The following is a 20937-nucleotide window of genomic DNA, read 5'->3' on the forward strand; positions in this document are numbered from 1 at the left end:
TTGGGCAAATTTTACAATCGAATTCTGAATTAAATCTGAATTTTTGTTTTTATTATGAGAATTAAAATTTATAACTGTAACCAAATCTGACAACCTGTGTTTCATAATAATCTTTTGATTTGTAATTAAAATCTGTACTTTTTATTTTTTTTTGTAGGACTAATGTATTAAAAATATCTGCTGCGTTCAAAAATATTTCACCCTTTCCTTTCTGAACGGTTTTCCGGATTCCTAAATCGACAGAAAATCTGGAGTTTACTTTTCCCTGCGGAATTATATCCGGTGCCAGATAAATAGCAGAAAGCTGTCCTTTTAAGGTTTTATCAAACTGAAATGTATTGTTCCATTTTAAATTTCCCGAAACCATTTGCTGGCGTTCTCCAAAATAAGTCGTTGGAACAGGGTATAAGTTGGTTACAGAAAATGCATCAATTGTGTTTTTATAGAGATTTCCGTTTAGGTTAAAAGAATACCATGAAATAATTTCTTTGGAAAATACAGCTTCAATTCCTGCAGAAGTACTTTTATCTGCATTTTGAAATACATTATAAATAAGCGGACTTCCCGGCACTGTTGTGGCAATTCTGGTAATTGTTCCGTTTACAATTCTGTAATAGAGAGAAGTGGTAAAATATCCTTTTTGAATGTTTTTTTTGTAACCAATTTCAAATGCGCTGGTAAACTGCGGACGAAGTGCCGGATTTCCAACTTTTATAATTTCGGCATCATCGTATTTTGGAAAAATACGAATATCAACTTCATTGGGCCTGTCGACCCTGCGGTTAAAAAAGGCAGTTATTTTGTTGTGGTCGTCTATTTTATAACCAAATCTGATACTCGGAAAAGGTTCTGTATAATTATAACCGTCACTTTTATATGTTGGATGATTTGGGTTTACATCATACTTTAATTTCACATATTCCAGACGCAGCCCAAGTTCGGCTTCGATTTTATCACTTTCATAAATATAATTTGAATATACAGCCGGAATAATTTCTTTGTAAGATGCCCATCCGCCTGCATTTGCATCGATAGGGGAGTTCTGTCCCGGAAAAAACTGCATATTGGTTGGAATTTCCCTGTTTCGGAATTTAAAACCAGTTTCAAAGCGACCGTATTTTAAAGGCTGAATATAATCGAGATTTACATCAATTACTTTTTCATCTGAAAGAAGTTTAAAAGAATCCTTTCCTGTAAAAGAAGGCATAAAATTGGTAAAAAAATATTTTTCGTCTTCGCGGTGATAGGTATAATTAATTCCTGTATTTAACTTTCGGCCCGCCTGTTTGAATTTATGTTCGTAAGAAGCACTTCCCATAACGGTAGTTTTCAGTTCATCTTCTAAAAAACGCCAAAGACGCAGGCGTTCCGAATAATCGCTGTTAAAAAAAGCCTCATCGCCGTTGTCCAGAATTTTTTCACTTCCAAAAAGCCCCGAAAAAGCAAAAGTATTGTTCTCATTATAATTCCAGTCTATTCCGGTTTTCAGCGTTGTAAAATGTGTATTCCGGTTTCTGACAGTTTGCTGGTTGATAATCGTTCCGTCATCGTAAGTTCTGGTTACAAATTCATTTTTGTTAAGCGTTTCAGTATAAAGGTAATCGGCTTGCAGATAAGCGTTTATTTTATTTTTACGATAGTTTAAGGATAATGACGGATTGATTTTTGGTGTCATTTGATACTGCGGACGAATTGTAGGTAAATTTCCTTTTCGTTTCCAAAGAGCACCATATCCCGAACCAATTCCGATTTTTCCATTTAATCCTTCCTGCTTGTTCTTTTTGTAAATAATATTAATAATTCCCGCATTACCGTTTGCATCAAATTTTGAAGAAGGATTATTAATAATTTCGATTTTTTCAATGGCCGAAGCCGGAATATTATCCAGACCAGACTGATTATTAAATCCCGTTAAAGCTGTTTGTTTTCCGTCAATTAAAACCATTACCTTATCGTTTCCTCTTAACTGAATTTTTCCTTCGTTTATGGTAATGCCCGGAAGATTTTGCATGGACTGCAGTACAGATCCGCCGCTCTGCGTAAGATTATCTGCGGCAAAAAAAGTTTTTTTGTACATTTTGTTACTCACTTCAGCAGTTTTTGAATTGACAATAACTTCAGATAAAGCATGGATATCTTCTTCAATTTCAATGGTATTCAGATCAAGAAAATCAGAAAGTGTTCCAACAAATATTTTTTGTGTTTTGGTTTTAAAACCAGAAGCGGTAATTTCGAGAATGTAATTTCCTGAAACCGTATTGGCCAGTATAAAACGTCCTTCTTCATTCGTAACTGTTCCGGCATAAAATTTTTGATCTGCGGCCAGTTTTAAAACAACATTTGCGTAGGCTGCAGGCTTTTTTGTACTGTGGATTTTTATTAGTCCCGATATAGAAACAGAATGGTTTTGCGCTGTTATAATAAAGGTTTTCATTAATAGAAAAGAAAACACTATAATCGTTTTTAATTTCATTGTACTTGTTTTATAATAAATAAAATGCAGTACAAAGTTTAAAAGCGATTTTGCAGAAAGTCTGAATTTTTAGAATTTCACGCTAAAAGAATGATGATCGTTGTAAAAAGAATAATTGATTTCCCATTTGTTGAGTTTTGCGATCTTTTTTATAATGGCAAGACCCAGTCCGTTTCCTTGCGAAGACGGATTATTTTTAGAAAAACGGTTAAAAAGTTTTTCAATTACAAGAGGCATATTTTGTCCTGAATTTAAAAAGATCAATTCGTTATCGAGTGTTGTGATAACAATTTTTCCATTTTTTTCATTATGACGTATTGCGTTAAGAAACAAATTGTTAATTAAAACTTCTGTTAACGCAGGATTACTGTTTACTTTTAAATCTGACGTAAATTCGGTGATTATCGTTAAGTTTTTTGAAGCAGCCTGTTCTGTAAAAAAGTCAAGATGTTTTTTTATATAATCGTTAATGGAGACTTCTGTTTTTTCGAGATAGATTTCATTATCAATTTTAGAAAGAAGCAAAAGGTTTTTGTTAAGTCTGTTAAGCCTCGAAACATCTTTGCTCAAAGAACCAATAAGATTTGATTGTTCTTCATTTAATTCGAGCTGTGACAAAGTATCGATTTTGGTTTGAAATAATGCAAGAGGCGTTTGAAGTTCGTGAGCGGCATTTTCGACAAATTCCCTCTGACTTTTATAAATTACCGTATTTTTTTCAATAAGCTGTTCCAGACTTTTATTTAAACGATCAAATTCATCAATATCAGTCCGAATAAATTGCGGCGGTTTGTTTTTATCAATTTCAAAATCATGAATCTGATTCAGCGTATTATAAAATGGTTTCCACAGTTTATTTGAAGTTGCTTTAGAAAGCCAGATTATACCAATAAGAAGTATAATAATGATAAATAAAAACATTGCCGCAATGCTGAAAACCATTCCTTCCATTTCCAGCAGATTGATTTTTTCGACATACGTATAGGGTTTGCCATTTATACTTACCGGAGCATAAATAAGATAAAAGGGTTCTTCTTCCTTGGCAATTGAATCATAAATCATTTTGCCGACAATTGAATCTTTTTTGATTCCCATATCAGGCACAATCGTTACATCGCGATTGTATTTGTTAAAGGAATCAATATCGGCCTGTGTAAAGTTTTGGTGGCTGTCTTTAATAAAATCGCCTTTGTGCATTAAAAGGACTTCTTCTGTTTCATAAACATACAGCCATTCGCTGATGTAATAAAAAACGGGTGCAGAAATCAAAAGTATGATTACTGCATAAATAAGAAAACTTTGTGTGGTTTTATGAAGCAGTTTTTTTTTATTCATCTTCCCATTTATAACCAAGCCCGTAAACTGTTTTGATGTAATCTCCGCCGCCCGCCTGATGCAGTTTCTTTTTTAAATTTTTGATGTGCGCATAAATAAAATCATGATTGTCCAGCATATCGGCCATATCTCCGGAAAGATGTTCTGCAATTGCCGATTTAGAAAGTACTTTATCCTGATTGCCTATCAAAAATAGTAAAAGATCTTGTTCTTTTTTGGTAAGATCCAGTTTTTGATCATTTACAGTAACTGATTTTGAGAAAATATCAATCGTAATTTCATTAAAAACAACATTATTGTTTCCTTTAAAATTTTTACGTCGTATAAGTGCCTGCATGCGGACCAGCAGTTCTGCCAGATGAAAAGGTTTGGTTAAATAATCATCTGCACCCAGATTAAAACCTTCCAGGCGTGTTTCAAGAGTTTCTTTGGCAGAAATAACAATTACACCTTCTGTTTTATTTTTCTTTTTAAGTTCTCTCAGGATATCAAAACCGTCACCGTCAGGAAGCATTAAATCTAAAAGAATACAGTCATAATCGTAATTATCAATTTTGTTTAACGCCAAATTGTAGGTCTTGGCAGTTTCACACTGAATGCCATTGTCCTTAAAATACGTTTTGATGTTTTGAGCAATTTCCTGCTCATCTTCTATAATTAGAATTTTCATACTGCAAATTTAGTTCTGAATTTTGAAGAAAATTTGAATATTAAGAGTATTCTCTAATAAAAGTAAAGAAAAAAACAATACTCTGACAAGAAGAAAGTGCAGCACCTTTTAAAACACTGTTTGATAAAGTTTTATAAAAATGCCTTTATCGCATTTCTTTTAAAATTTTAACGATTTCTATGGTTTCAGAATGCAGCGTTTTTATTTTATCTGTTGTGTCTCTGGTAAGTTGTTCTTCTTTGGCTTCTTTTTCAATAATTGATAAATAATTGCTAAGGTCATTCAGCATAAAAATATCCAGACTTGATTTCATATTATGAGAAAGCCGCATTATGGCATCATAGTCATTATTGCTGACAGCTTCGTTTAACTGCATCACTTCACCGGGAATTTTTTCAATAAAAAGATCAATCATATCCTGTTTAAATTTAGGATCGCCGGGTGATACCTGATCGAGAAAAGACAAATCTATTTTTCTCTTTTTTATCAGTGTAATGTCTTTACTCATTACGGTTTTTATAGCTTCTAAAAGTATTTCCTGTTTAAAAGGTTTTGGTACATAACCATTCATTCCTTCTTTATAACAGCGTTCCTGTTCGCCAACCAGAGAATGTGCTGTCATGGCAATAATAGGAATGTTTGAATGCAGTTCGTTTCGAATATAGTTTGTAGTCTGGTACCCATCTTTAACAGGCATCTGAAGGTCCATCAAAATAAGATCGTATTTATTTTGTAATAAAAAATCGATTCCTATTTTACCATTTTCGGCAATATCCAATTCAAAACCAAAATTATGGATAACGTTTTTTACCAGTTTCTGATTTAAAGCATTGTCTTCGCAAAGAAGTATTTTTAGCGAGCCGGGATTGTATTCAGAAATTGTTTTGGCTGTGGTTTCAATATACTGGGCTTTTTTATAAGTAAGCGTAAAGAAAAATTCAGAGCCGCGGCCTTCTTTGCTTTTTACCTGAATTTCTGAGTTTTGCAATTCAATTAATTGTTTTACGATATTAAGGCCAAGTCCGGTGCCGCCAAATTTTCGTGTTGTACTCTCTTCTGCCTGTGTAAATCTTTCAAAAATTGCAGTAAGTTTATCTTCTCGAATTCCTATTCCGGTATCTTTAACAGAAAATCTAAGCGAATAATGGTCTTCTGTTTCGGCTGTTTTTTTTACAGAAATGGTTATTTCACCATCTTCTGTAAATTTAATTGCGTTGCCGGCAAGATTAACCAATATCTGATTTAATCTTCCCTGATCGCCAATTACATTTTCAGGCATATCTGCATCTAAAAAAAGATTGAATTCAACATTTTGTGGAACTTTTACTTTGAGTAAATCGTAAACATGCTTTAATGTATTTTTTAAATTAAAGGGATGTGTATCAATGGTTAAATTGCCTGATTCTATTTTAGAAAGATCCAAAATATCATTTACGATTAAAAGTAAATTTTCCTGGGCTATTTGTACGCTGTCAATATAATCGCGCTGATCTGCATTTAGGTTTGTCTGCGCCAGAAGGTCTGTAAAACCAATTATAGCATTCAAAGGCGTTCTGATTTCGTGGCTCATGTTGGCCAAAAAGCTGTCTTTTGCCAGTACAGCACGCTGTGCAATTTTTTTCTGAGCGGCTAATTCAATATTTTTTGTTCTTAATTCCAAAAGATTCATAACGTGTCTGGCAATTATTGAAAGTGCATTTTTCTGATTTTCATTAAGTTCTTTAGAAACATGGTCTATGGCACAAATAGTTCCAATATTATAACCGTCAGGCGTTGTAAGCGGAATTCCTGCATAAAACCTGATTTTAAAACCGCCTGTCACATTGGGATCATTTTTAAAACGCTCATTTAAATGCGTATCGCCAATTTCAACCATTTCTGATTCGAGGATCGTATATTGACAAAAACTAATTTCGCGGGGGACTTCTGTTACTCCAATTCCAATTTCAGACTTAAACCATTGTCTGTTTCCATCAATAAAAGAAATATGAGCAATAGGGACAGCACATATATAAGAAACAAGTTTTGTTGCATCATCAAAAGCATTTTCCGGCAGCGTATCAAGAATGTTATAACGTTTTAATGCTGCAAGACGTTCGAGTTCATTGTTTGGTATAGGATATTGAGGAGTATTCATTTGCTTGAAGTAAAGTACAAAAGTATAAATAATAATAGTTAAAGAATTCTAAAATAATGGCTGGACCCGCAAAAAACCACACAATTATCCCTTAATATCTATTTTATTTTTGAAATGTAAGATTTACCATAATAGAATCTGGCAGCCTGAAAAATAAGGCAATGGGATAAAATCAGAATCCCATATTTTTTGTAGTTACTAAAGAATTAGTTAAAAAACTAAAAAATTAGTTTGTCTACTAATTAATTAGTAGTATCTTGCATCAAAATATTTAACCATGATAAAATTAGCAAAACGGGAAGAACAAATTATGCAGGTATTTTGGGATTTGAAAAAAGCCTTTATACGAGATGTTATTCCATTACTGCCAGACCCAAAGCCTCATTATAACAGTGTAGCCACAATAGTTAAGATTTTGGCAGAAAAAGGTTTTTTGAATTATGAAACAGCCGGAAATATGCACTGCTTTTATCCAATTATCAGCAGAGAAGAATACCAGCAGTTTGCATTAAAAGATATTGTTAGTCAGTATTTTGATAATTCTTATCCCAGAATGCTGGCCTTTTTTGCAAAAGAACAAAAGCTTTCAGAAAATGAATTGGATGAAATTGTCAGCATCATTAAAAAAGAAAAGTTATGATCCCTTATATTCTATACACAGCGCTAATCCTTTCAGCTTGTTTTATATTTTATAAACTGCTTTTGCAAAAGGAAACATTTTTCCACTTAAACAGATATGTATTATTATCGTGTATGGTGCTGGCTTTTACGCTGCCTTTAGTTCCGGTTCCGCATCAATTATCGTTTAGAAAAATTCCTGCTGAAGCAAGTCATACTATTATCCATAGTCCGGTTAAAAATACAGCTTCGGCAATAATAAAAGAACAGCCTGTCGAGACCACAACGCCCGAAGAAACAAAACAACTGATAAATGTTGAAGTCTTATTGCAGGTTCTCATTTATTTATACTGGTTTGGAGTGATAATATTTGGACTTAATTTTTTAATGCAGGCTGTTATATTACTCGTTAGAACCAATTCTAAATCTGTAATTCAGGATGGTAAATTTCGAATTGTTGAAATAACAGAGGATAAAGCTCCATGTTCTTTTGGCAGCAGCATTTTTATTAATCCTGAAAAATACGAATGGGAAACCTATAATCAGATTTTGCTGCATGAAAAAATTCATATTGAACAGAAACATACTATTGATCTTTTGCTTGCCGAAATCGCCCTGATCTTTCAATGGTTTAATCCATTTGCCTGGCAGTGGCGAAAAGCATTAGAAACAAATCTTGAGTTTTTAACAGATGACCAAATGCTGCGTCATGATACTGTCGAAAAAGAAAGTTATCAATTTAGCCTGCTAAAAGTAGCAGCCCCGCAATTTCCTTTGAGTCTTACAACCAATTATAATCAATCATTATTAAAAAAACGAATCATCATGATGAACTCAAAAAAATCAAATGTGCACACGACGTGGAAATATTTTTTCCTGATCCCGCTATTGGTTCTTTTTGCCTGCCTTTTTAATCAACCGGCAGCGCAAAGTCAAAACCTGCATTCTAATACAGAATCAAAACAAAGCAATCATACAGGACGGAATGAAAACAGACGGAAACTGGTTTGCCGTTATCAAAAACAATACTGTAGAAATTACTTTTAAAAGTGACGAAGACAGCAGCTCATCTCATACTTTTCAATTAAGTGAGTTAAGCAGTATTCCGAGAGATAAAGAAGGCGAATTTACGCTTACCCGCGAAGCCGGTACAATGTCTTTTACCGGAAAATTTGAAGGAGAAAGAGGAATGGGAACTTATAAATTTACTTCAAACAAAGAGTACAGCACCGCGATGCGTAAAGAAGGAGTGGAGCTGAAAGAGAATGACCTGATTGTTTTCTTTCTGATAAACATCAAAGTTTCTTATGCTCAAATGCTTAAGAAAAATGGTTTTAAAGATTTAGACAAAGATCAAATTATTCCGCTTGCTGCATTAGAAGTTGACCAGGCATATATTACTTCTATTAAAAAATCAATTCCGGATATTGATTTAGAAAATCTTGTTCCATTTAAATCACTTGGTATCGACAATGCATTTATTGAAGAGATACGAAATTCAGGTTATAAAGACGTAAGTCCGGGAAATATTATTGCTTTAAAATCGCAGGGAATTGATGCAAAATACATTAACGATTTTCGCAGTTCTACTAAAAATGAAAACAAAGCTGAAAATAAATCCAGTAAAAATGAGGATGACGACGATGACAGTGATGATAACATTATTGCTTTTAAAGCCTTAAACATTGATAAAGCATTTATAGATTCTTTTAAAGCATTGGGATACAATAACATTTCAAAAAGTGATCTTATCGCCATGAAGTCACTAAATGTAACGCCGGAATATATAAAAAGTTTTCAAAATGCAGGATATAAAAATATTGAAGCAGAAAATTTGATTGCGCTTAAATCCCAGGAAGTTACACCAGATTTAGTGAATGAATACAAAAGCCTTGGATTTGACGATTTTGATCTGGAAGAAATTGTAGGCGCAAAAGCCACTGGTACAACACCATCTTATATTAAATCGATGCGATCAAAAGGGTATAATTTTAAAAGCCTAGATCGATATATTGCCCTAAAAGCTTTGGCAGCTAATTAAACTTATTTGAATTAGTTTATTAAAATCAGGTTGTAAGACTATAAAATCCCATTTCATTTCGAAATGGGATTTTTTTATTTTGTTCTATAATGCAATAAATTGAAAATGAATTATTTGCCTGCTTATTATTCCTGTTGTTTAATGGTTAAAATTCTTAAATTTATATTTTATTATTCTAAAATAAGTTAAATGGAGTCAGGAGCAGCATTATTTTTAAAATCGGTAACGGAAATCTGTCCCAATGTGACCGAAAATGAATTGCACCAGTTTGCTTCAAAACTTACTATTTTGGAATTAAATAAAAAAGAATATTTCCAGCAGTTTGGAAAAGTTCAAAAAAACATAGGTTTTGTTGCCACAGGACTTGTACGTTCGTCTTTTATAGACAATGACGGAAATGAAATTACAGTTGGTTTTTATGCTGAGGGCGATTATGCTACCCATTATCCTGCATTTATCACCCAGCAGCCCAGCAAATATTCCATTCAGTGTTTGGAACCCACAACTATGGTTTGTCTTTCGTATGATGACATACAATGGATTTACGAAAACTTACCCAATTTTGAAAGATACGGCCGACTGGTTGCCGAAGAAATTTTGAAACGTCAGCAGGCTCGTATTGAAAGCTTTATATTTCAAACGGCAGAAGAACGTTATCTTCATTTTATTAAGCAGCATTCAGGCTTATTTAACAGGGTTTCTATTTCCCATTTGTGTAGTTTTTTGGGTATAGAAAGACAAACACTCACCAGAATTAGACAAAAATTAGCTCACCAATAGGTTTTTGACACATTTGTGTCAGGCATGCCCCTCCTTTATTTAAAACCTTTGCAGTGTAAAATTAAAACAATCTGCAATGAAAACGAATATTTTACTTATACTGGGGCATCCTTCTCAAAACTCTTTTTGCAATGCATTGCTTAATGCATACAGAAAAGGAGCAGAATTAGCCGGAGCAAACTGCAAGACACTTTATATATCAGAACTGGATTTTGATGTAAATCTTGCGGACGGTTACAAAAACGGAGAAAAGTTACAATTAGAAGAAGATTTGGCTGAGGCTCAAAAACTTATTTTATGGGCAGACCATCTGGTATTGGCTTATCCAAATTGGTGGGGCTTTATGCCAGCCGTTACAAAAGGATTTATTGATCGTATTTTTCTGCCAGACTTTGCATTCAAACACCATTCCGGAAAAATATTCCCTGAAAAACTTTTAAAAGGAAAAAGCTTAAGGCTTCTCGTTACGATGGACACACCAAAATGGTGGTTTTATCTGATTTATCGCGCCTCACAATATCAAATTTTGAAAGATATCGTGTTTGGCTATGTAGGATTTGATCCGATTCAGTTTTCGACTTTTGGATTCATCCGAAAATCAACAGAAAATCAGCGTATGAAATGGCTTAAGAAAGTAGAAAAATTAGGAATGAAGCTTAAATAATAACAATCAAATTTATAAAACTAAATATCATGAGACATCTTACAAAAGAGCATACTACTGCTCACATTGAACCAAAAAGAGGATTCAGAATTCATTTATTAGTGTTTGTATTAACTGTTCCGGTGGTTTGGACCGTATGGTTTTTAACAGACAGAACCTACCTGTGGCCGCTTTGGCAAAATGCAGTGTGGGGAACAGGGGTGTTGTTTCACTTTTTGGGAGTTTTCTATTTTAAAAACAGAATAAATCTTAAAAGCTAAGAAACAATGACGAAAATACTTTTTTCAATTCCAAAAAAAATACAAGGAATTATTACAGCAATCTTTCTTTTGCAGGGTTTGGCTGCAGAAGCACAGCATTCGAAAATTAATAATAAAGAAGAAAAAATGACAGCTCTGATTACACGTTACGAAGTAAAAAAAGAAAATCTGGAAAAGTTTCAAATAGCTGTTTCAGATTATGTGAAGGAATCCCTTTCTGATGAAAGCAATATTATGTCTGAAGCTTATTTTGAACAGGAAAACCAAACAGTGATTTGGTTATTTGAACGCTGGACGAGTCAAAATGAATTGGATAAATTTAGAACCAATTCAGTATCTAAAACGGTAAAATCTTTAGTAAAAACAGCATTGTCTAAACCAGAAAGAGCAATCTATATAAAAGATTTAGAACCTATATCAAAACAAGAATGGCGCAGAGCCAGCAAAGCAGAAGATAAACAGCTGACTATTATGCTTTTTGTTGATGCTCAAAAAGGTACAGAAGAAAATTTTAAAAAGGTATACCACAAAGCAATGCCGCAATTTAGAAGCGAACCGGGCGTAGTAACCTATCAGCTTTCAGAATTAAAAGAAGACAGTTCGCAGTTTGTAACCTTTGAAAAATTCCGAAGTAACGATGCCTTTCAGTATCACTTAAATTTTCCTCCCATTCAGCCGGTTATTGATTATTTGAATACAAGCATTAAAAAGCAGCCGTTTCAGGACGGCATCCATAACCTGATCGAGTTTGCACCTCTTATTCGTGAATAATAAAAACAATAAATAATTTTTAAAACCTTAAAAAATGAAAACAATTAATAAAATGATCGCTGCTGTTATAACAAGCGTATTGGCAGTATTAAATGCAGAAGCACAAGTAACCGTAAAAACGAAAGAAATGAAAACAATGAATGAACTAGAAATTGTAAACAAATTGTCAACTCAGTCTGCAGTTGTCAATATGCCGGTAACCAAATTATTAAATGCACCGGGAAACGAAGCTTTAAGAGATTTTTTCTTTACTCCGGTAAAAGATAAATCAGCTTTAAAAGGAAAAAAAATCGCTGTTATTGTAGCAGACGGATTTGAAGAAATTGAACTGACAGGTCCTGTCTGGTATTTTAAAGAATTAGGAGCAGAGGTTGAAATCGTAGCGCCAAAATTCAATCCGGCGCCGGAACGTTACGGTTTGGCATATCCTGAAATGTCAAATACGCATGTAATGGCAATACAATATTTACAGCCTGTTGGATGGATTAAATTTGACCGAACTGCAGATCAGATAAAAGTAAGTGATTATGATGCGGTATTTATTCCGGGCGGTGCATGGAATCCGGATAATCTTCGCAATGATAAAGATGTTATTAAATTTATTCAGGATTTCAATAAATCAGGAAAATTAATTGCTGCCATTTGTCACGCTCCGGTTGTGTTAGCCTCTGCTGATATTTTAAAAGGGAGAAAATTAACCGGATATTGGAATATTCAGGTTGATTTGAAAAATGCTGGCGGAACAATACTGGAACAAAGCGTAGTAACAGATGGAAACATCATTACAAGCCGTCATCCTATCGATGTTGCTGATTTTTCAAGAGCGGTTGAAAACTGGCTTGTTAAAAAATAATATTTTTAAGTATTATTTTATTCTAAATAAATTTCCCTGAATGTTTTTAAGCTTTCAGGGAAATACTATTTTGATATACAGTGCTTTGTGTTTTAATTTTATCTATTTTTATTGTGATAATTTTAATTTATGGATTTACCCGCACTGCCTTTTTACAGAAAATACAGCCTGATTTTTAAAGCGGTTATTGCCGGCGGAATATTAGGTATGCTGTATTCAGCTATTATCGATTCAGGATCAGATCATGTATATTTCAGACTTTTGCTGAGTACTTTAATCGGAATTTCCATTGGCTTTATTATTATCATTTTAGAGAAGTCACTTGCTTATTTAAACAGGTATTCTTTTAGAGTAAGTATGGTCTTAAAGGCACTTATTTACAGTTTTAGTATTCTTATTTTTTTACTCTTTTTTGTAGTTATTTATACTACTACAGTAATGCATATTTCTTATCAGGAGGCTGTTCAGGAATATATGGCAAATCGTCTGTTTAATGATTTTTTGTTCTCATTTGGAGCTTCTGTTTTTTTAATTCTTTTTCTGGAAATCAGTAGTTTGTTAAGTGCTGGTTTCTTTTATAATTATTTTACAGGACAATATCATAAACCAATTCAGGAAGAAAGAATTTTTATGTTTGTTGATGTAAAATCATCTACAACACTCGCCGAGCAGTTAGGAGATGTTCTTTACAGCAGTTTACTTCAAGATTTATTTAATGATTTTAACAATGCGATCCTGGCTTCCCGTGCAGAAATCTATCAATATGCCGGAGACGAAATTATCCTGACCTGGAAATCTTCAAAGGGATTAAAAGAAAATCGATGTTTGTATTGCTTTTATCTTTTAAAACGGGAGATTAAAAATAAGGAAGAATATTATCAGAAGACCTATCATACAGTTCCAAAATTTAAAGCCGGAATGCACATAGGAACTGCCGTTACAACCTGGGTGGGAAAGGTAAAGAAAGAAATTGTGTATCACGGCGACGTTTTAAACACAACTTCCAGAATTCAGTGTAAATGTAATGAACTGAATCACGATTTTGTGGTCTCAGAAACTATGAAAAATGCCTTAATTCCTAATTCATCTGTAAAGTATACACAGCAGGGAGAAATACTGCTAAGAGGAAAAGCAAAACCAACCCAGCTTTTTACTGTTGATTTTAATTGAAACTGAAATTCATCAACAGCTTAATTTCATCAATGTTAATTTTAATAATTTTCTAAGAAAAATTTAATGTGAGTCTTTGAATTTTTGTGCTGTTTAATATATTTGTAATCAGTCTAAATAAAAATAAATCACATAATTTTATATGAAAGCAATTTTTAAAGCGCTTAAAAACAATGTTTTATCACAGGTTTTTCTAACATTTCTGATCCTGTTTTTATGTTCAGAAGTCGCTTTTTCTCAGTCAAATACGGGGACAATCTCAGGTCATGCAATTTTGAAAGACGGAAATTCTTTACAAGGTGCGGCCGTAAAAATTTCAGAATTAAACAAAGCTGTCACAACAGATTCTGACGGCGCTTATCAATTAAAAAATATTCCGTTTGGAACTTATTTAGTAGAAATAAAATTAAACGGTTACGACGCTGCTCCGGCATCTGTTTTAGTAGATCAGCATAATCCAAATCCGGTTTTGGATTTTGAACTTAGTTATACTTCTCAAAAATTAGAAGAGGTTATTGTAAGTTCCGGAGGAAACAGATTTGCGAGAAAAGAAAGTGAAGAAGTTTCTAAAATGAAACTTAAAAACATGGAAAATCCGCAGGTTTACACCATTGTAAGTAAAGAACTTATGAAAGAGCAGGTCATAACAGATTATAATAGTGCTTTTAAAAATGTTCCAGGCGCCGGTATTGCAGAAGTAAGAAATCAGGGAAGAACAACCAATATTTCTAGAGGATTTGCAACACCGCAATTAGTAAGAAATGGAGTTGGAAGTTTTACGTATACCACAATTGATCCGGCCAACTTAGAACGTATTGAGGTAATTAAAGGACCATCGGCAACTTTGTTTGGCAGTACAATTTCTTCTTTTGGAGGATTGTTTAACAGGGTTACAAAGAAACCTTTTGATTTTTTTAAAGGTGAAGTTTCATATTCTGCAGGAGATTGGGATTTAAACCGTTTTACAGCCGATATTAATACTCCGCTAAATGATGAAAAAACAGCACTTTTTAGAATCAATACAGCTTTGCATAGCGAAAGAAGTTTTCAGGATGCGGGATTCAATAAGAGCTTTTTTATTGCACCGAGTTTTTCTTATCAGGTAAGCGAAAGACTGACTTTACTTATTGATGCGGAGTTCAGCGCATCAAAAGGAACTTCTCCGACAAGATTGGCCCCTTATACAAAAGCTGATGCTATAGCACACAGTATCGAAGAAATGGGAATTCCGTATAAGCTTTCTTTTGCCAACAATACGGTTAATTATAACAGTCAGCAATACAATATTTTTGCTCAGTTAAAATACAAAATCTCAGACGAATGGACATCGCAGACTATTGTTTCGCGTACAAGATCATCATCAGAAGGATATGTCGTGCAATTGACTGCTTTGAGCAACGAAACGCTGAGACAACAAGTTACGAATCAGGATTATCCTTATTACGGAACTGATATTCAGCAGAATTTTAACGGTGATTTTAAAATTGGAAGTCTGCGTAACAGAGTAGTGGCAGGTTTTGATTTCTACAGTCTTCGTGCAACACGCAACGATGCATCTGTAAATATGCCGGCTGTTAATTTTAGACAACCGGGAGATGCCTATAATAATTTTACTATTGATAAAATAAAACCATTATTTGCAACAGCGACTTACGTGAATTATACATCCAATAACGAAAGAACATATAGTACCTATGTTTCTGATGTACTGAATCTTACAGATCGATTAATTGTAATGGGAGGTATCAGGGCTGACCGTTATATTAATAAAGGAGCGTATTATCCAAGTACAAACCTTACTACAGGTAATTACAACCAGACTGCTTTTTCTCCTAGATTTGGAGCAGTTTATCAGGTTGTTAAAGAAAAGATTTCTGTATTTGCCAATTACATGAACGGATTTAATAATGTTGGCGGATCAGATTTTAACGGAGATACTTTTAAGCCAAATCAGGCCAATCAATTTGAAAGCGGAGTTAAATTTGACTTCAATAAAATTAGTGCGACTTTGAGTTATTATGACATTAAAGTAACGAATGTAACCCGTGATGATCCGGAACATGCCAATTTTCAAATTCAGGACGGTACACAGTTAAGTAAAGGTTTTGAAGCTGAACTTATTGCAAACCCTGTTAAAGGTTTAAATATTGTAGCAGGTTATACTTATAATGACAGTAGATTAACAAAAGCTAATCCAGCTACTAACGGATTACGACCAACAACCGCAGGTTCGCCTACAACTGCCAATCTTTGGGCAAGTTACAGATTAACTCAGGGTACAGCATCCGGTCTTGGATTTGGTGTTGGAGGAATCTACGGAAGCCAGTATTTCCAGACTAATACGGCTGCTTTTAAATTCAGTATTCCTGAATATACGGTTCTAGATGCTTCTGTTTTCTACGACAGGCCAAAATACAGGTTAGGTTTAAAAGTAGATAATCTTACGAATGAAAAATATTGGTCATACCGTTTAGCTGCTCAAAATCCGACGAGAATAACAGGAAATATTACTTTAAAATTCTAAAATTTTAAGTTCATCATTTTAAACGATATTATCTACATTTGGACTTTATTAAAATTATGGCCAAAGGTTTAAAAAAAACAATAAGACAAATACATTTGTGGCTCGGTTTAGCATCGGGCCTCATTGTTTTTATAATAAGCATAACAGGATTTTTATATGTTTTTGAAGAGGAAATCCGCGATTTTACAAATAAGGAATATCTGCACGTTCCGGTTCAGCAAAAATCTTTTATCGGTTTAAAAACTATAATCGAAAATTATGAACGTCTGGAGCCAAAACAGAAAATGACAGCCTTAAAAATAAATAGGGAAGAGCCCAATGCAGCCGTTGAGATTTCAACTAAAAAGAAAAAAACGTATTATTTTAATCCGTATGACGGCAGTTTAATCAATAAGCAAGGTTCTGACTGGTTAAATGTTGTTTTAGAAATACACCGTACTTTATTATTAGGCGAATTTGGAGAATTTATTCAGGGCTGGGCAGTTGTGATTTTCATTATCATGCTGATAACGGGGCTTGTTTTATGGTTTCCAAATCAAAGACGTTTACTAAAACAATCTCTAAAAATAAAATGGAGCGGCTCTTTTAAAAGGGTTAATTATGACCTGCATCAGGTTTTAGGATTTTACGCTTCTGTTATTTTACTTTTAATTGCTTTTACCGGAACTTATTTTAAATACGACACTGTAAAAAAATCGGTTAATCTTATAACAGGATCAACTCTTAGAAAAGGAGATGAGGTTTTGTCTAAAGAAAAAGTAGATTCTGCTGCCATTCCGGTTCGGTACAGTGCAATATATGAAACGGCAAATTCCAAATATCCGGGAGCAGTTTCGGTTTCATTTTCGATTAGAAAAACGGGTGAATTAAGATTAAGAATGACTTATCCAAATGATTGGGCCAGAAATCAAAACACGATTTTCTTTGACGGAAAAACAGGACAGATGCTGCGTACGAAACTTTATAAAGACAACAATGCTGCTGACATTTACGAAGCCAGTAATCACGATCTGCATACCGGAGTTTTCTTTGGCCTTGCCGGAAAAATTATCTGGTGTTTAGTAAGCCTGATTGGAGCTTCGCTTCCCATAACCGGATTTATTATTTGGTGGAAGAAGGGGAAGAAAAAGAAGAAATAGTTTTTAGTTTTCAGTCGCAGTCTCAGTTTTCAGTCTCAAATTGATATTCAACAAACTTTGTCAAAGTTTTAAACTTTGACAAAGTTATAGCGACTGCAAACTGCGACTGCAAACTGCGACTGCAAACTGCGACTGCAAACTGCGACTGCAAACTGCGACTGCAAACTGCGACTTCAAACTGCGACTGCAAACTGCGACTAACTATTTAAGACATCTACCTCTCGGTTCGTCTCCTTCATGAAGTACAATTTCAGAATGCAGGAATTGTGCGGCATCTGCAGAATCTTTTACTTTTACGGCACTGCGTTCCAGCATTTCGGCTTCAAAGTCTTTTAAAACACTTTTTCTGATTCCGGATTTTCTCCATTGTGAAGAAGGTTTGCATCCTTTTGCGATTCCGCGAGCGAGCGAAAGCGCGTCCAAAAGTGCCTGATTTGCTCCTTGACCTTTAAACGGACTCATTGGATGGGCTGCGTCGCCAATTAAAGTTATTTGTTTTCCTTTTTCAAGCATTTCAGATTTAAGTAATTCCCGATCATAAACAGGATATCCGGAAATTTGAGCTTGGTGAGTTGCTGCTAAAATTTGCGGAATCGGCTCGTGCCATTGCGTTCTTTTGCAGGCTTCTTCTTTAAGTGCTTCAGGTCCTTTAGCGCTAAGTGCTTTAGCTTCTTCTTCCGGCATAGGAAAACTAAGCTGCCACATAATCGAATCTGATGTAAAGGGCATTATATAAATTCGTTCATTTCCGTTTGCAGTCTGAAAAACCGTTGCAGAATCCAATAAAAGACTATCGGTATTTTCAAGTGCACTCAACGGGCAAATTCCCAAAATAACAATACAGTCTAAATAACGTAAAGGACTAACATCATCGCCAATTAAGAGCTTTCGAACAGCACTGCGAATACCGTCAGCTCCAACTAAAAGATTTGCTTTGAAGTTTTTTATTTCTCCATTTACCTGAAAATTCAAATCTACAGTTTCATCTTCATTCTGCTTAAAATCAATTAATTGATGTCCCCATTGTACAGCATCAGTTGTACCGAGTTGTTTAAGCAATGCCAAACGCAGCGATTGTCTCGCAATGTGAATATTAGTACGTTTTGGAGATTTTTTTTCAGTATCAGACTGAAGCCATTTTCGAACTCCCCATTCGCCAATTACTTTTCCTTCGGTAGTATGAACTAAATGTCGGGTTGAAACCACACCTTCCTCCAAAGAAAAAATACCGAAACCTTCAATTGCTTTGCTGGCTTGCTGTAATGTAAGTCCGTAACCCTGAGATCTCGCCTCAAAATCAGGATCACGTTCAAAGAGAGTAAAAGGAATTCCGCGATGTAAACATGCCACAGCCAGCGCAACGCCGCCAATACCGGCACCAATAATAGCAACATGCGGATAGTTTTCTTTATCAGCCGGAGGATGGTTTACTGAAGCAATTAATCCGGATCCGGAACAATTTAAGCAAGTATATAAAGGAGCTTTAGGACGAACAGGTTCCTTTTCGCCGCCAGCATTTTTTTCAAATTGCGCTAAAGCATTCTCATAGCTGAGCCTTACTTTTTTGCTGAGTCTTCGGCTTTTTTTACCACGTCCCTGGCATTCCTGGCAAACTGCCCAGCTGGTCTTTTCTGTTTCCTCTGTTTTCACTTCCATTTTAGTCCGCTTGATCTCACATGAAAAATCCCATCTCAAAAGAAACGGGATTTATTTTTGGTCCCGCAAAGATACAATTACTCCCTGTTATTTTATAACTTTTACAAATGATTATATAAGCATAAATGGCAGGATTAAAGTAATTTTAATAAAATTTAAAAACTTAAGTTATGAGCACAAATAATCAAAATCCGAATGTCACTCATAAAAGTGGCTCAGATAATCGAAATGACATGAGAAAGCATCAATATAAGGATCATGATGAAATTTTGACAAACGATGAAAATTATGATGTTGATACTCATAAATTTAAAGGGCAAGAGCCTGAATTTGACGATAAGTTGAATAATGAAGAAAAAAAATAAAAAGCAAAAACGTCTCAAAATTCTATTTGAGACGTTTTTATTTAGTACTATATCAATAAAACAATGAATTCAGAGTATTTCAATCCTCGAAAGCAGTACATTTTTTTATAAAAATTAAAAAGTGAAAAAATTATGAGTTGATTTTTATAGATTTGTAAATTCTATTATATTTCCAAAAAAATAGTTGGGAAACAATTATAAATTTAATGACAATGAAATCGGTTACTTCAATATTCTTATTCTTAATGTTCGTCTGTTCCAATTCTTACTCACAATTAAGTTCAGATAAAATATTTGAAAGCTTTAAGCAGGGAGAACGAACAAATTGTTCATCAATAGCCTTTATTAAAGCTTCCTTAAATGTTTATGGACTGGATAATCTTTTTGAAATAGAACAACTGAACGAAAAAGAAAGTAAAATAACGCTCAAAAACAACGCATCATTCATTTTAAAAAGTGACGAATTAAACAAAGCCAAAGTATCTGCAGATTTTGTATACATTAAAGATAACCCTGACAGCGAAAGAATTACAGATTACGCAATACTGACTTACGCCGTAATGGCAAAGTACAAACAGATTATTGATAAAGATCCAAGTTTTGATAAAGCACTTGAAGATCTGGAAGATGGAGAAGTATACACGCCTACAATCTATAAATATTTAGGATTTAAAGAAGGCAAACAGGTGCAGAAGTTAAAAAGAGAATCCGGAAGTGAGTTTTGCGGAGTTGTTGCGTGGTCGACTGCACATGCTGTTTTTGTATGCGAGGATTTTATGGACTATTATGGCAATAGAAAAAGCATTTGGATAAAATATCCGGGACGTTTTAGAATAATTAAGTCCTAAAAAAATAAAGTAAAGATTTCTTTTTAATTTGTTATTGTAATTTTTTACTTACATAATTAGTGCTAACAATAAAAAATGTTAAATTTTTCTAAAAAAAAGAAATCAATAAAGTTGTAAATCAAGTTAATTTATATATTTTTGTCCTAACCAACAACTAATTTATATCTAAGAAATGAAAAGCAAAATTACCCTACTAAGTATTCTTTTCTTTTTGGTAACTGCTGCTGCTTCAGCACAGGCTAAGAATGCTCCAAGAAGTATTATCAGTACAACAGCTCTAATCCGTAAATACCACGATCAAAAAGAATTGAGCGGTATGCAAAAAGGAGAACTTTTGGAATTATATATTGAGCGTATTAAAGTTTTAGTGAAAACTCTTCCTTATATCGCTTTAGTTACTAAACCAGGAGTTACAATGGCAGACCTTGGTATTCCAGACGATGGAGATCACAAAAAAATATTAGATAACCAAGCAGTTGGTACATCAACTTTCTTAGATACTACAGTAGAGTTTCAAAGAAAAATGATGCCTTACTCAGATAAAGGAAATCTTATCGCTGCGATTTTATTCTATGAAAACACATTAAAATCATTACACGAGTTCAACGAACTGAACGAAATGTAACAGATGTA

General features: G+C 34.0%; 19 protein-coding genes. 14 read left to right on the top strand and 5 right to left on the bottom strand.

The window, feature by feature from the left end; genetic code table 11:
* Positions 1 to 61 precede the first annotated feature (61 nt).
* From ASE21_RS11670 to ASE21_RS11685, 4 genes are all read right to left on the bottom strand, one after another.
* Positions 62 to 2473 (bottom strand): TonB-dependent receptor domain-containing protein, encoded by a 2412-nt coding sequence (locus tag ASE21_RS11670; RefSeq protein WP_057122843.1) that lies wholly within the window; start codon positions 2471 to 2473, stop codon positions 62 to 64.
* 69 nt (positions 2474 to 2542) lie between these two features.
* On the bottom strand, positions 2543 to 3808 hold the full coding sequence (locus ASE21_RS11675) for a sensor histidine kinase (protein ID WP_057122844.1): 1266 nt from the start codon (positions 3806 to 3808) through the stop codon (positions 2543 to 2545).
* Complete coding sequence (locus ASE21_RS11680; RefSeq protein ID WP_057122845.1) at positions 3801 to 4478, bottom strand: response regulator transcription factor; 678 nt, start codon at positions 4476 to 4478, stop codon at positions 3801 to 3803. The genes ASE21_RS11675 and ASE21_RS11680 overlap by 8 nt, the downstream gene beginning before the upstream one ends.
* A 145-nt stretch (positions 4479 to 4623) precedes the next feature.
* On the bottom strand, positions 4624 to 6615 hold the full coding sequence (locus ASE21_RS11685; RefSeq protein WP_057122846.1) for an ATP-binding protein: 1992 nt from the start codon (positions 6613 to 6615) through the stop codon (positions 4624 to 4626).
* Positions 6616 to 6892: 277 nt separating this feature from the next.
* On the opposite strand from ASE21_RS11685, the gene ASE21_RS11690 reads away from it, so the two are divergent.
* The 11 genes from ASE21_RS11690 (at position 6893) to ASE21_RS11740 (ending at position 17435) form a co-directional block, all read left to right on the top strand.
* Complete coding sequence (locus ASE21_RS11690) at positions 6893 to 7255, top strand: BlaI/MecI/CopY family transcriptional regulator (protein WP_057122847.1); 363 nt, start codon at positions 6893 to 6895, stop codon at positions 7253 to 7255.
* Entirely contained in the window at positions 7252 to 8280 is a 1029-nt protein-coding gene (locus ASE21_RS11695; RefSeq protein WP_082603466.1) for a M56 family metallopeptidase, read from the top strand. Before ASE21_RS11690 ends, ASE21_RS11695 begins: the two co-directional genes overlap by 4 nt.
* Positions 8219 to 9274 carry a hypothetical protein gene (locus tag ASE21_RS11700; RefSeq protein WP_057122849.1) on the top strand — a complete coding sequence of 352 codons (1056 nt, stop codon included), beginning with the start codon at positions 8219 to 8221 and terminating at the stop codon, positions 9272 to 9274. Before ASE21_RS11695 ends, ASE21_RS11700 begins: the two co-directional genes overlap by 62 nt.
* Before the next feature lie 189 nt (positions 9275 to 9463).
* Positions 9464 to 10054: a Crp/Fnr family transcriptional regulator gene (locus ASE21_RS11705; RefSeq protein WP_057122850.1), complete on the top strand. Its 591-nt coding sequence runs from the start codon at positions 9464 to 9466 to the stop codon at positions 10052 to 10054.
* A gap of 76 nt (positions 10055 to 10130) precedes the next feature.
* Positions 10131 to 10718 (top strand): NAD(P)H-dependent oxidoreductase, encoded by a 588-nt coding sequence (locus ASE21_RS11710; RefSeq protein ID WP_057122851.1) that lies wholly within the window; start codon positions 10131 to 10133, stop codon positions 10716 to 10718.
* 29 nt (positions 10719 to 10747) lie between these two features.
* Complete coding sequence (locus ASE21_RS11715; RefSeq protein ID WP_057122852.1) at positions 10748 to 10978, top strand: 2TM domain-containing protein; 231 nt, start codon at positions 10748 to 10750, stop codon at positions 10976 to 10978.
* Between the two features lie 6 nt (positions 10979 to 10984).
* On the top strand, positions 10985 to 11749 hold the full coding sequence (locus ASE21_RS11720) for a putative quinol monooxygenase (protein WP_057122853.1): 765 nt from the start codon (positions 10985 to 10987) through the stop codon (positions 11747 to 11749).
* Positions 11750 to 11783: 34 nt separating this feature from the next.
* Positions 11784 to 12602: a DJ-1/PfpI/YhbO family deglycase/protease gene (locus tag ASE21_RS11725; RefSeq protein WP_057122854.1), complete on the top strand. Its 819-nt coding sequence runs from the start codon at positions 11784 to 11786 to the stop codon at positions 12600 to 12602.
* A 129-nt stretch (positions 12603 to 12731) separates the two neighbouring features.
* Positions 12732 to 13772 carry an adenylate/guanylate cyclase domain-containing protein gene (locus ASE21_RS11730; RefSeq protein ID WP_057122855.1) on the top strand — a complete coding sequence of 347 codons (1041 nt, stop codon included), beginning with the start codon at positions 12732 to 12734 and terminating at the stop codon, positions 13770 to 13772.
* 142 nt (positions 13773 to 13914) lie between these two features.
* Positions 13915 to 16296 (top strand): TonB-dependent siderophore receptor, encoded by a 2382-nt coding sequence (locus ASE21_RS11735; protein WP_057122856.1) that lies wholly within the window; start codon positions 13915 to 13917, stop codon positions 16294 to 16296.
* 56 nt (positions 16297 to 16352) lie between these two features.
* Positions 16353 to 17435, top strand: a complete 1083-nt coding sequence (locus ASE21_RS11740; protein WP_242410261.1) for a PepSY-associated TM helix domain-containing protein — start codon at positions 16353 to 16355, stop codon at positions 17433 to 17435.
* Positions 17436 to 17636: 201 nt separating this feature from the next.
* Here ASE21_RS11740 and ASE21_RS11745 read toward each other — a convergent pair whose 3' ends face one another.
* Positions 17637 to 19091: an FAD-dependent oxidoreductase gene (locus ASE21_RS11745; RefSeq protein ID WP_057122857.1), complete on the bottom strand. Its 1455-nt coding sequence runs from the start codon at positions 19089 to 19091 to the stop codon at positions 17637 to 17639.
* Positions 19092 to 19261: 170 nt separating this feature from the next.
* On the opposite strand from ASE21_RS11745, the gene ASE21_RS11750 reads away from it, so the two are divergent.
* The 3 genes from ASE21_RS11750 (at position 19262) to ASE21_RS11760 (ending at position 20929) form a co-directional block, all read left to right on the top strand.
* Positions 19262 to 19456: a hypothetical protein gene (locus tag ASE21_RS11750; RefSeq protein ID WP_057122858.1), complete on the top strand. Its 195-nt coding sequence runs from the start codon at positions 19262 to 19264 to the stop codon at positions 19454 to 19456.
* 212 nt (positions 19457 to 19668) lie between these two features.
* Positions 19669 to 20304, top strand: coding sequence for a hypothetical protein (locus ASE21_RS11755; protein WP_057122859.1), 636 nt, complete (start codon positions 19669 to 19671; stop codon positions 20302 to 20304).
* A 172-nt stretch (positions 20305 to 20476) separates the two neighbouring features.
* Positions 20477 to 20929, top strand: a complete 453-nt coding sequence (locus tag ASE21_RS11760) for a hypothetical protein (RefSeq protein ID WP_057122860.1) — start codon at positions 20477 to 20479, stop codon at positions 20927 to 20929.
* Positions 20930 to 20937 lie beyond the last annotated feature (8 nt).

The organism is Flavobacterium sp. Root901, assembly GCF_001429765.1.
Lineage (GTDB): Bacteria > Bacteroidota > Bacteroidia > Flavobacteriales > Flavobacteriaceae > Flavobacterium.

Excerpts from the sequence above, each read along its gene's own strand:
- ASE21_RS11730 (WP_057122855.1), top strand. The coding sequence starts at position 12,732 with ATGGATTTACCCGCACTGCCTTTTTACAGAAAATACAGCCTGATTTTT.
- ASE21_RS11760 (WP_057122860.1), top strand. The coding sequence starts at position 20,477 with ATGAAAAGCAAAATTACCCTACTAAGTATTCTTTTCTTTTTGGTAACT.
- ASE21_RS11695 (WP_082603466.1), top strand. The coding sequence starts at position 7,252 with ATGATCCCTTATATTCTATACACAGCGCTAATCCTTTCAGCTTGTTTT.
- ASE21_RS11700 (WP_057122849.1), top strand. The coding sequence starts at position 8,219 with ATGAAAACAGACGGAAACTGGTTTGCCGTTATCAAAAACAATACTGTA.
- ASE21_RS11675 (WP_057122844.1), bottom strand. The coding sequence starts at position 3,808 with ATGAATAAAAAAAAACTGCTTCATAAAACCACACAAAGTTTTCTTATT.
- ASE21_RS11685 (WP_057122846.1), bottom strand. The coding sequence starts at position 6,615 with ATGAATACTCCTCAATATCCTATACCAAACAATGAACTCGAACGTCTT.
- ASE21_RS11720 (WP_057122853.1), top strand. The coding sequence starts at position 10,985 with ATGACGAAAATACTTTTTTCAATTCCAAAAAAAATACAAGGAATTATT.
- ASE21_RS11755 (WP_057122859.1), top strand. The coding sequence starts at position 19,669 with ATGAAATCGGTTACTTCAATATTCTTATTCTTAATGTTCGTCTGTTCC.
- ASE21_RS11680 (WP_057122845.1), bottom strand. The coding sequence starts at position 4,478 with ATGAAAATTCTAATTATAGAAGATGAGCAGGAAATTGCTCAAAACATC.
- ASE21_RS11745 (WP_057122857.1), bottom strand. The coding sequence starts at position 19,091 with ATGGAAGTGAAAACAGAGGAAACAGAAAAGACCAGCTGGGCAGTTTGC.
- ASE21_RS11715 (WP_057122852.1), top strand. The coding sequence starts at position 10,748 with ATGAGACATCTTACAAAAGAGCATACTACTGCTCACATTGAACCAAAA.
- ASE21_RS11670 (WP_057122843.1), bottom strand. The coding sequence starts at position 2,473 with ATGAAATTAAAAACGATTATAGTGTTTTCTTTTCTATTAATGAAAACC.
- ASE21_RS11750 (WP_057122858.1), top strand. The coding sequence starts at position 19,262 with ATGAGCACAAATAATCAAAATCCGAATGTCACTCATAAAAGTGGCTCA.
- ASE21_RS11725 (WP_057122854.1), top strand. The coding sequence starts at position 11,784 with ATGAAAACAATTAATAAAATGATCGCTGCTGTTATAACAAGCGTATTG.
- ASE21_RS11705 (WP_057122850.1), top strand. The coding sequence starts at position 9,464 with ATGGAGTCAGGAGCAGCATTATTTTTAAAATCGGTAACGGAAATCTGT.
- ASE21_RS11740 (WP_242410261.1), top strand. The coding sequence starts at position 16,353 with ATGGCCAAAGGTTTAAAAAAAACAATAAGACAAATACATTTGTGGCTC.
- ASE21_RS11690 (WP_057122847.1), top strand. The coding sequence starts at position 6,893 with ATGATAAAATTAGCAAAACGGGAAGAACAAATTATGCAGGTATTTTGG.
- ASE21_RS11710 (WP_057122851.1), top strand. The coding sequence starts at position 10,131 with ATGAAAACGAATATTTTACTTATACTGGGGCATCCTTCTCAAAACTCT.
- ASE21_RS11735 (WP_057122856.1), top strand. The coding sequence starts at position 13,915 with ATGAAAGCAATTTTTAAAGCGCTTAAAAACAATGTTTTATCACAGGTT.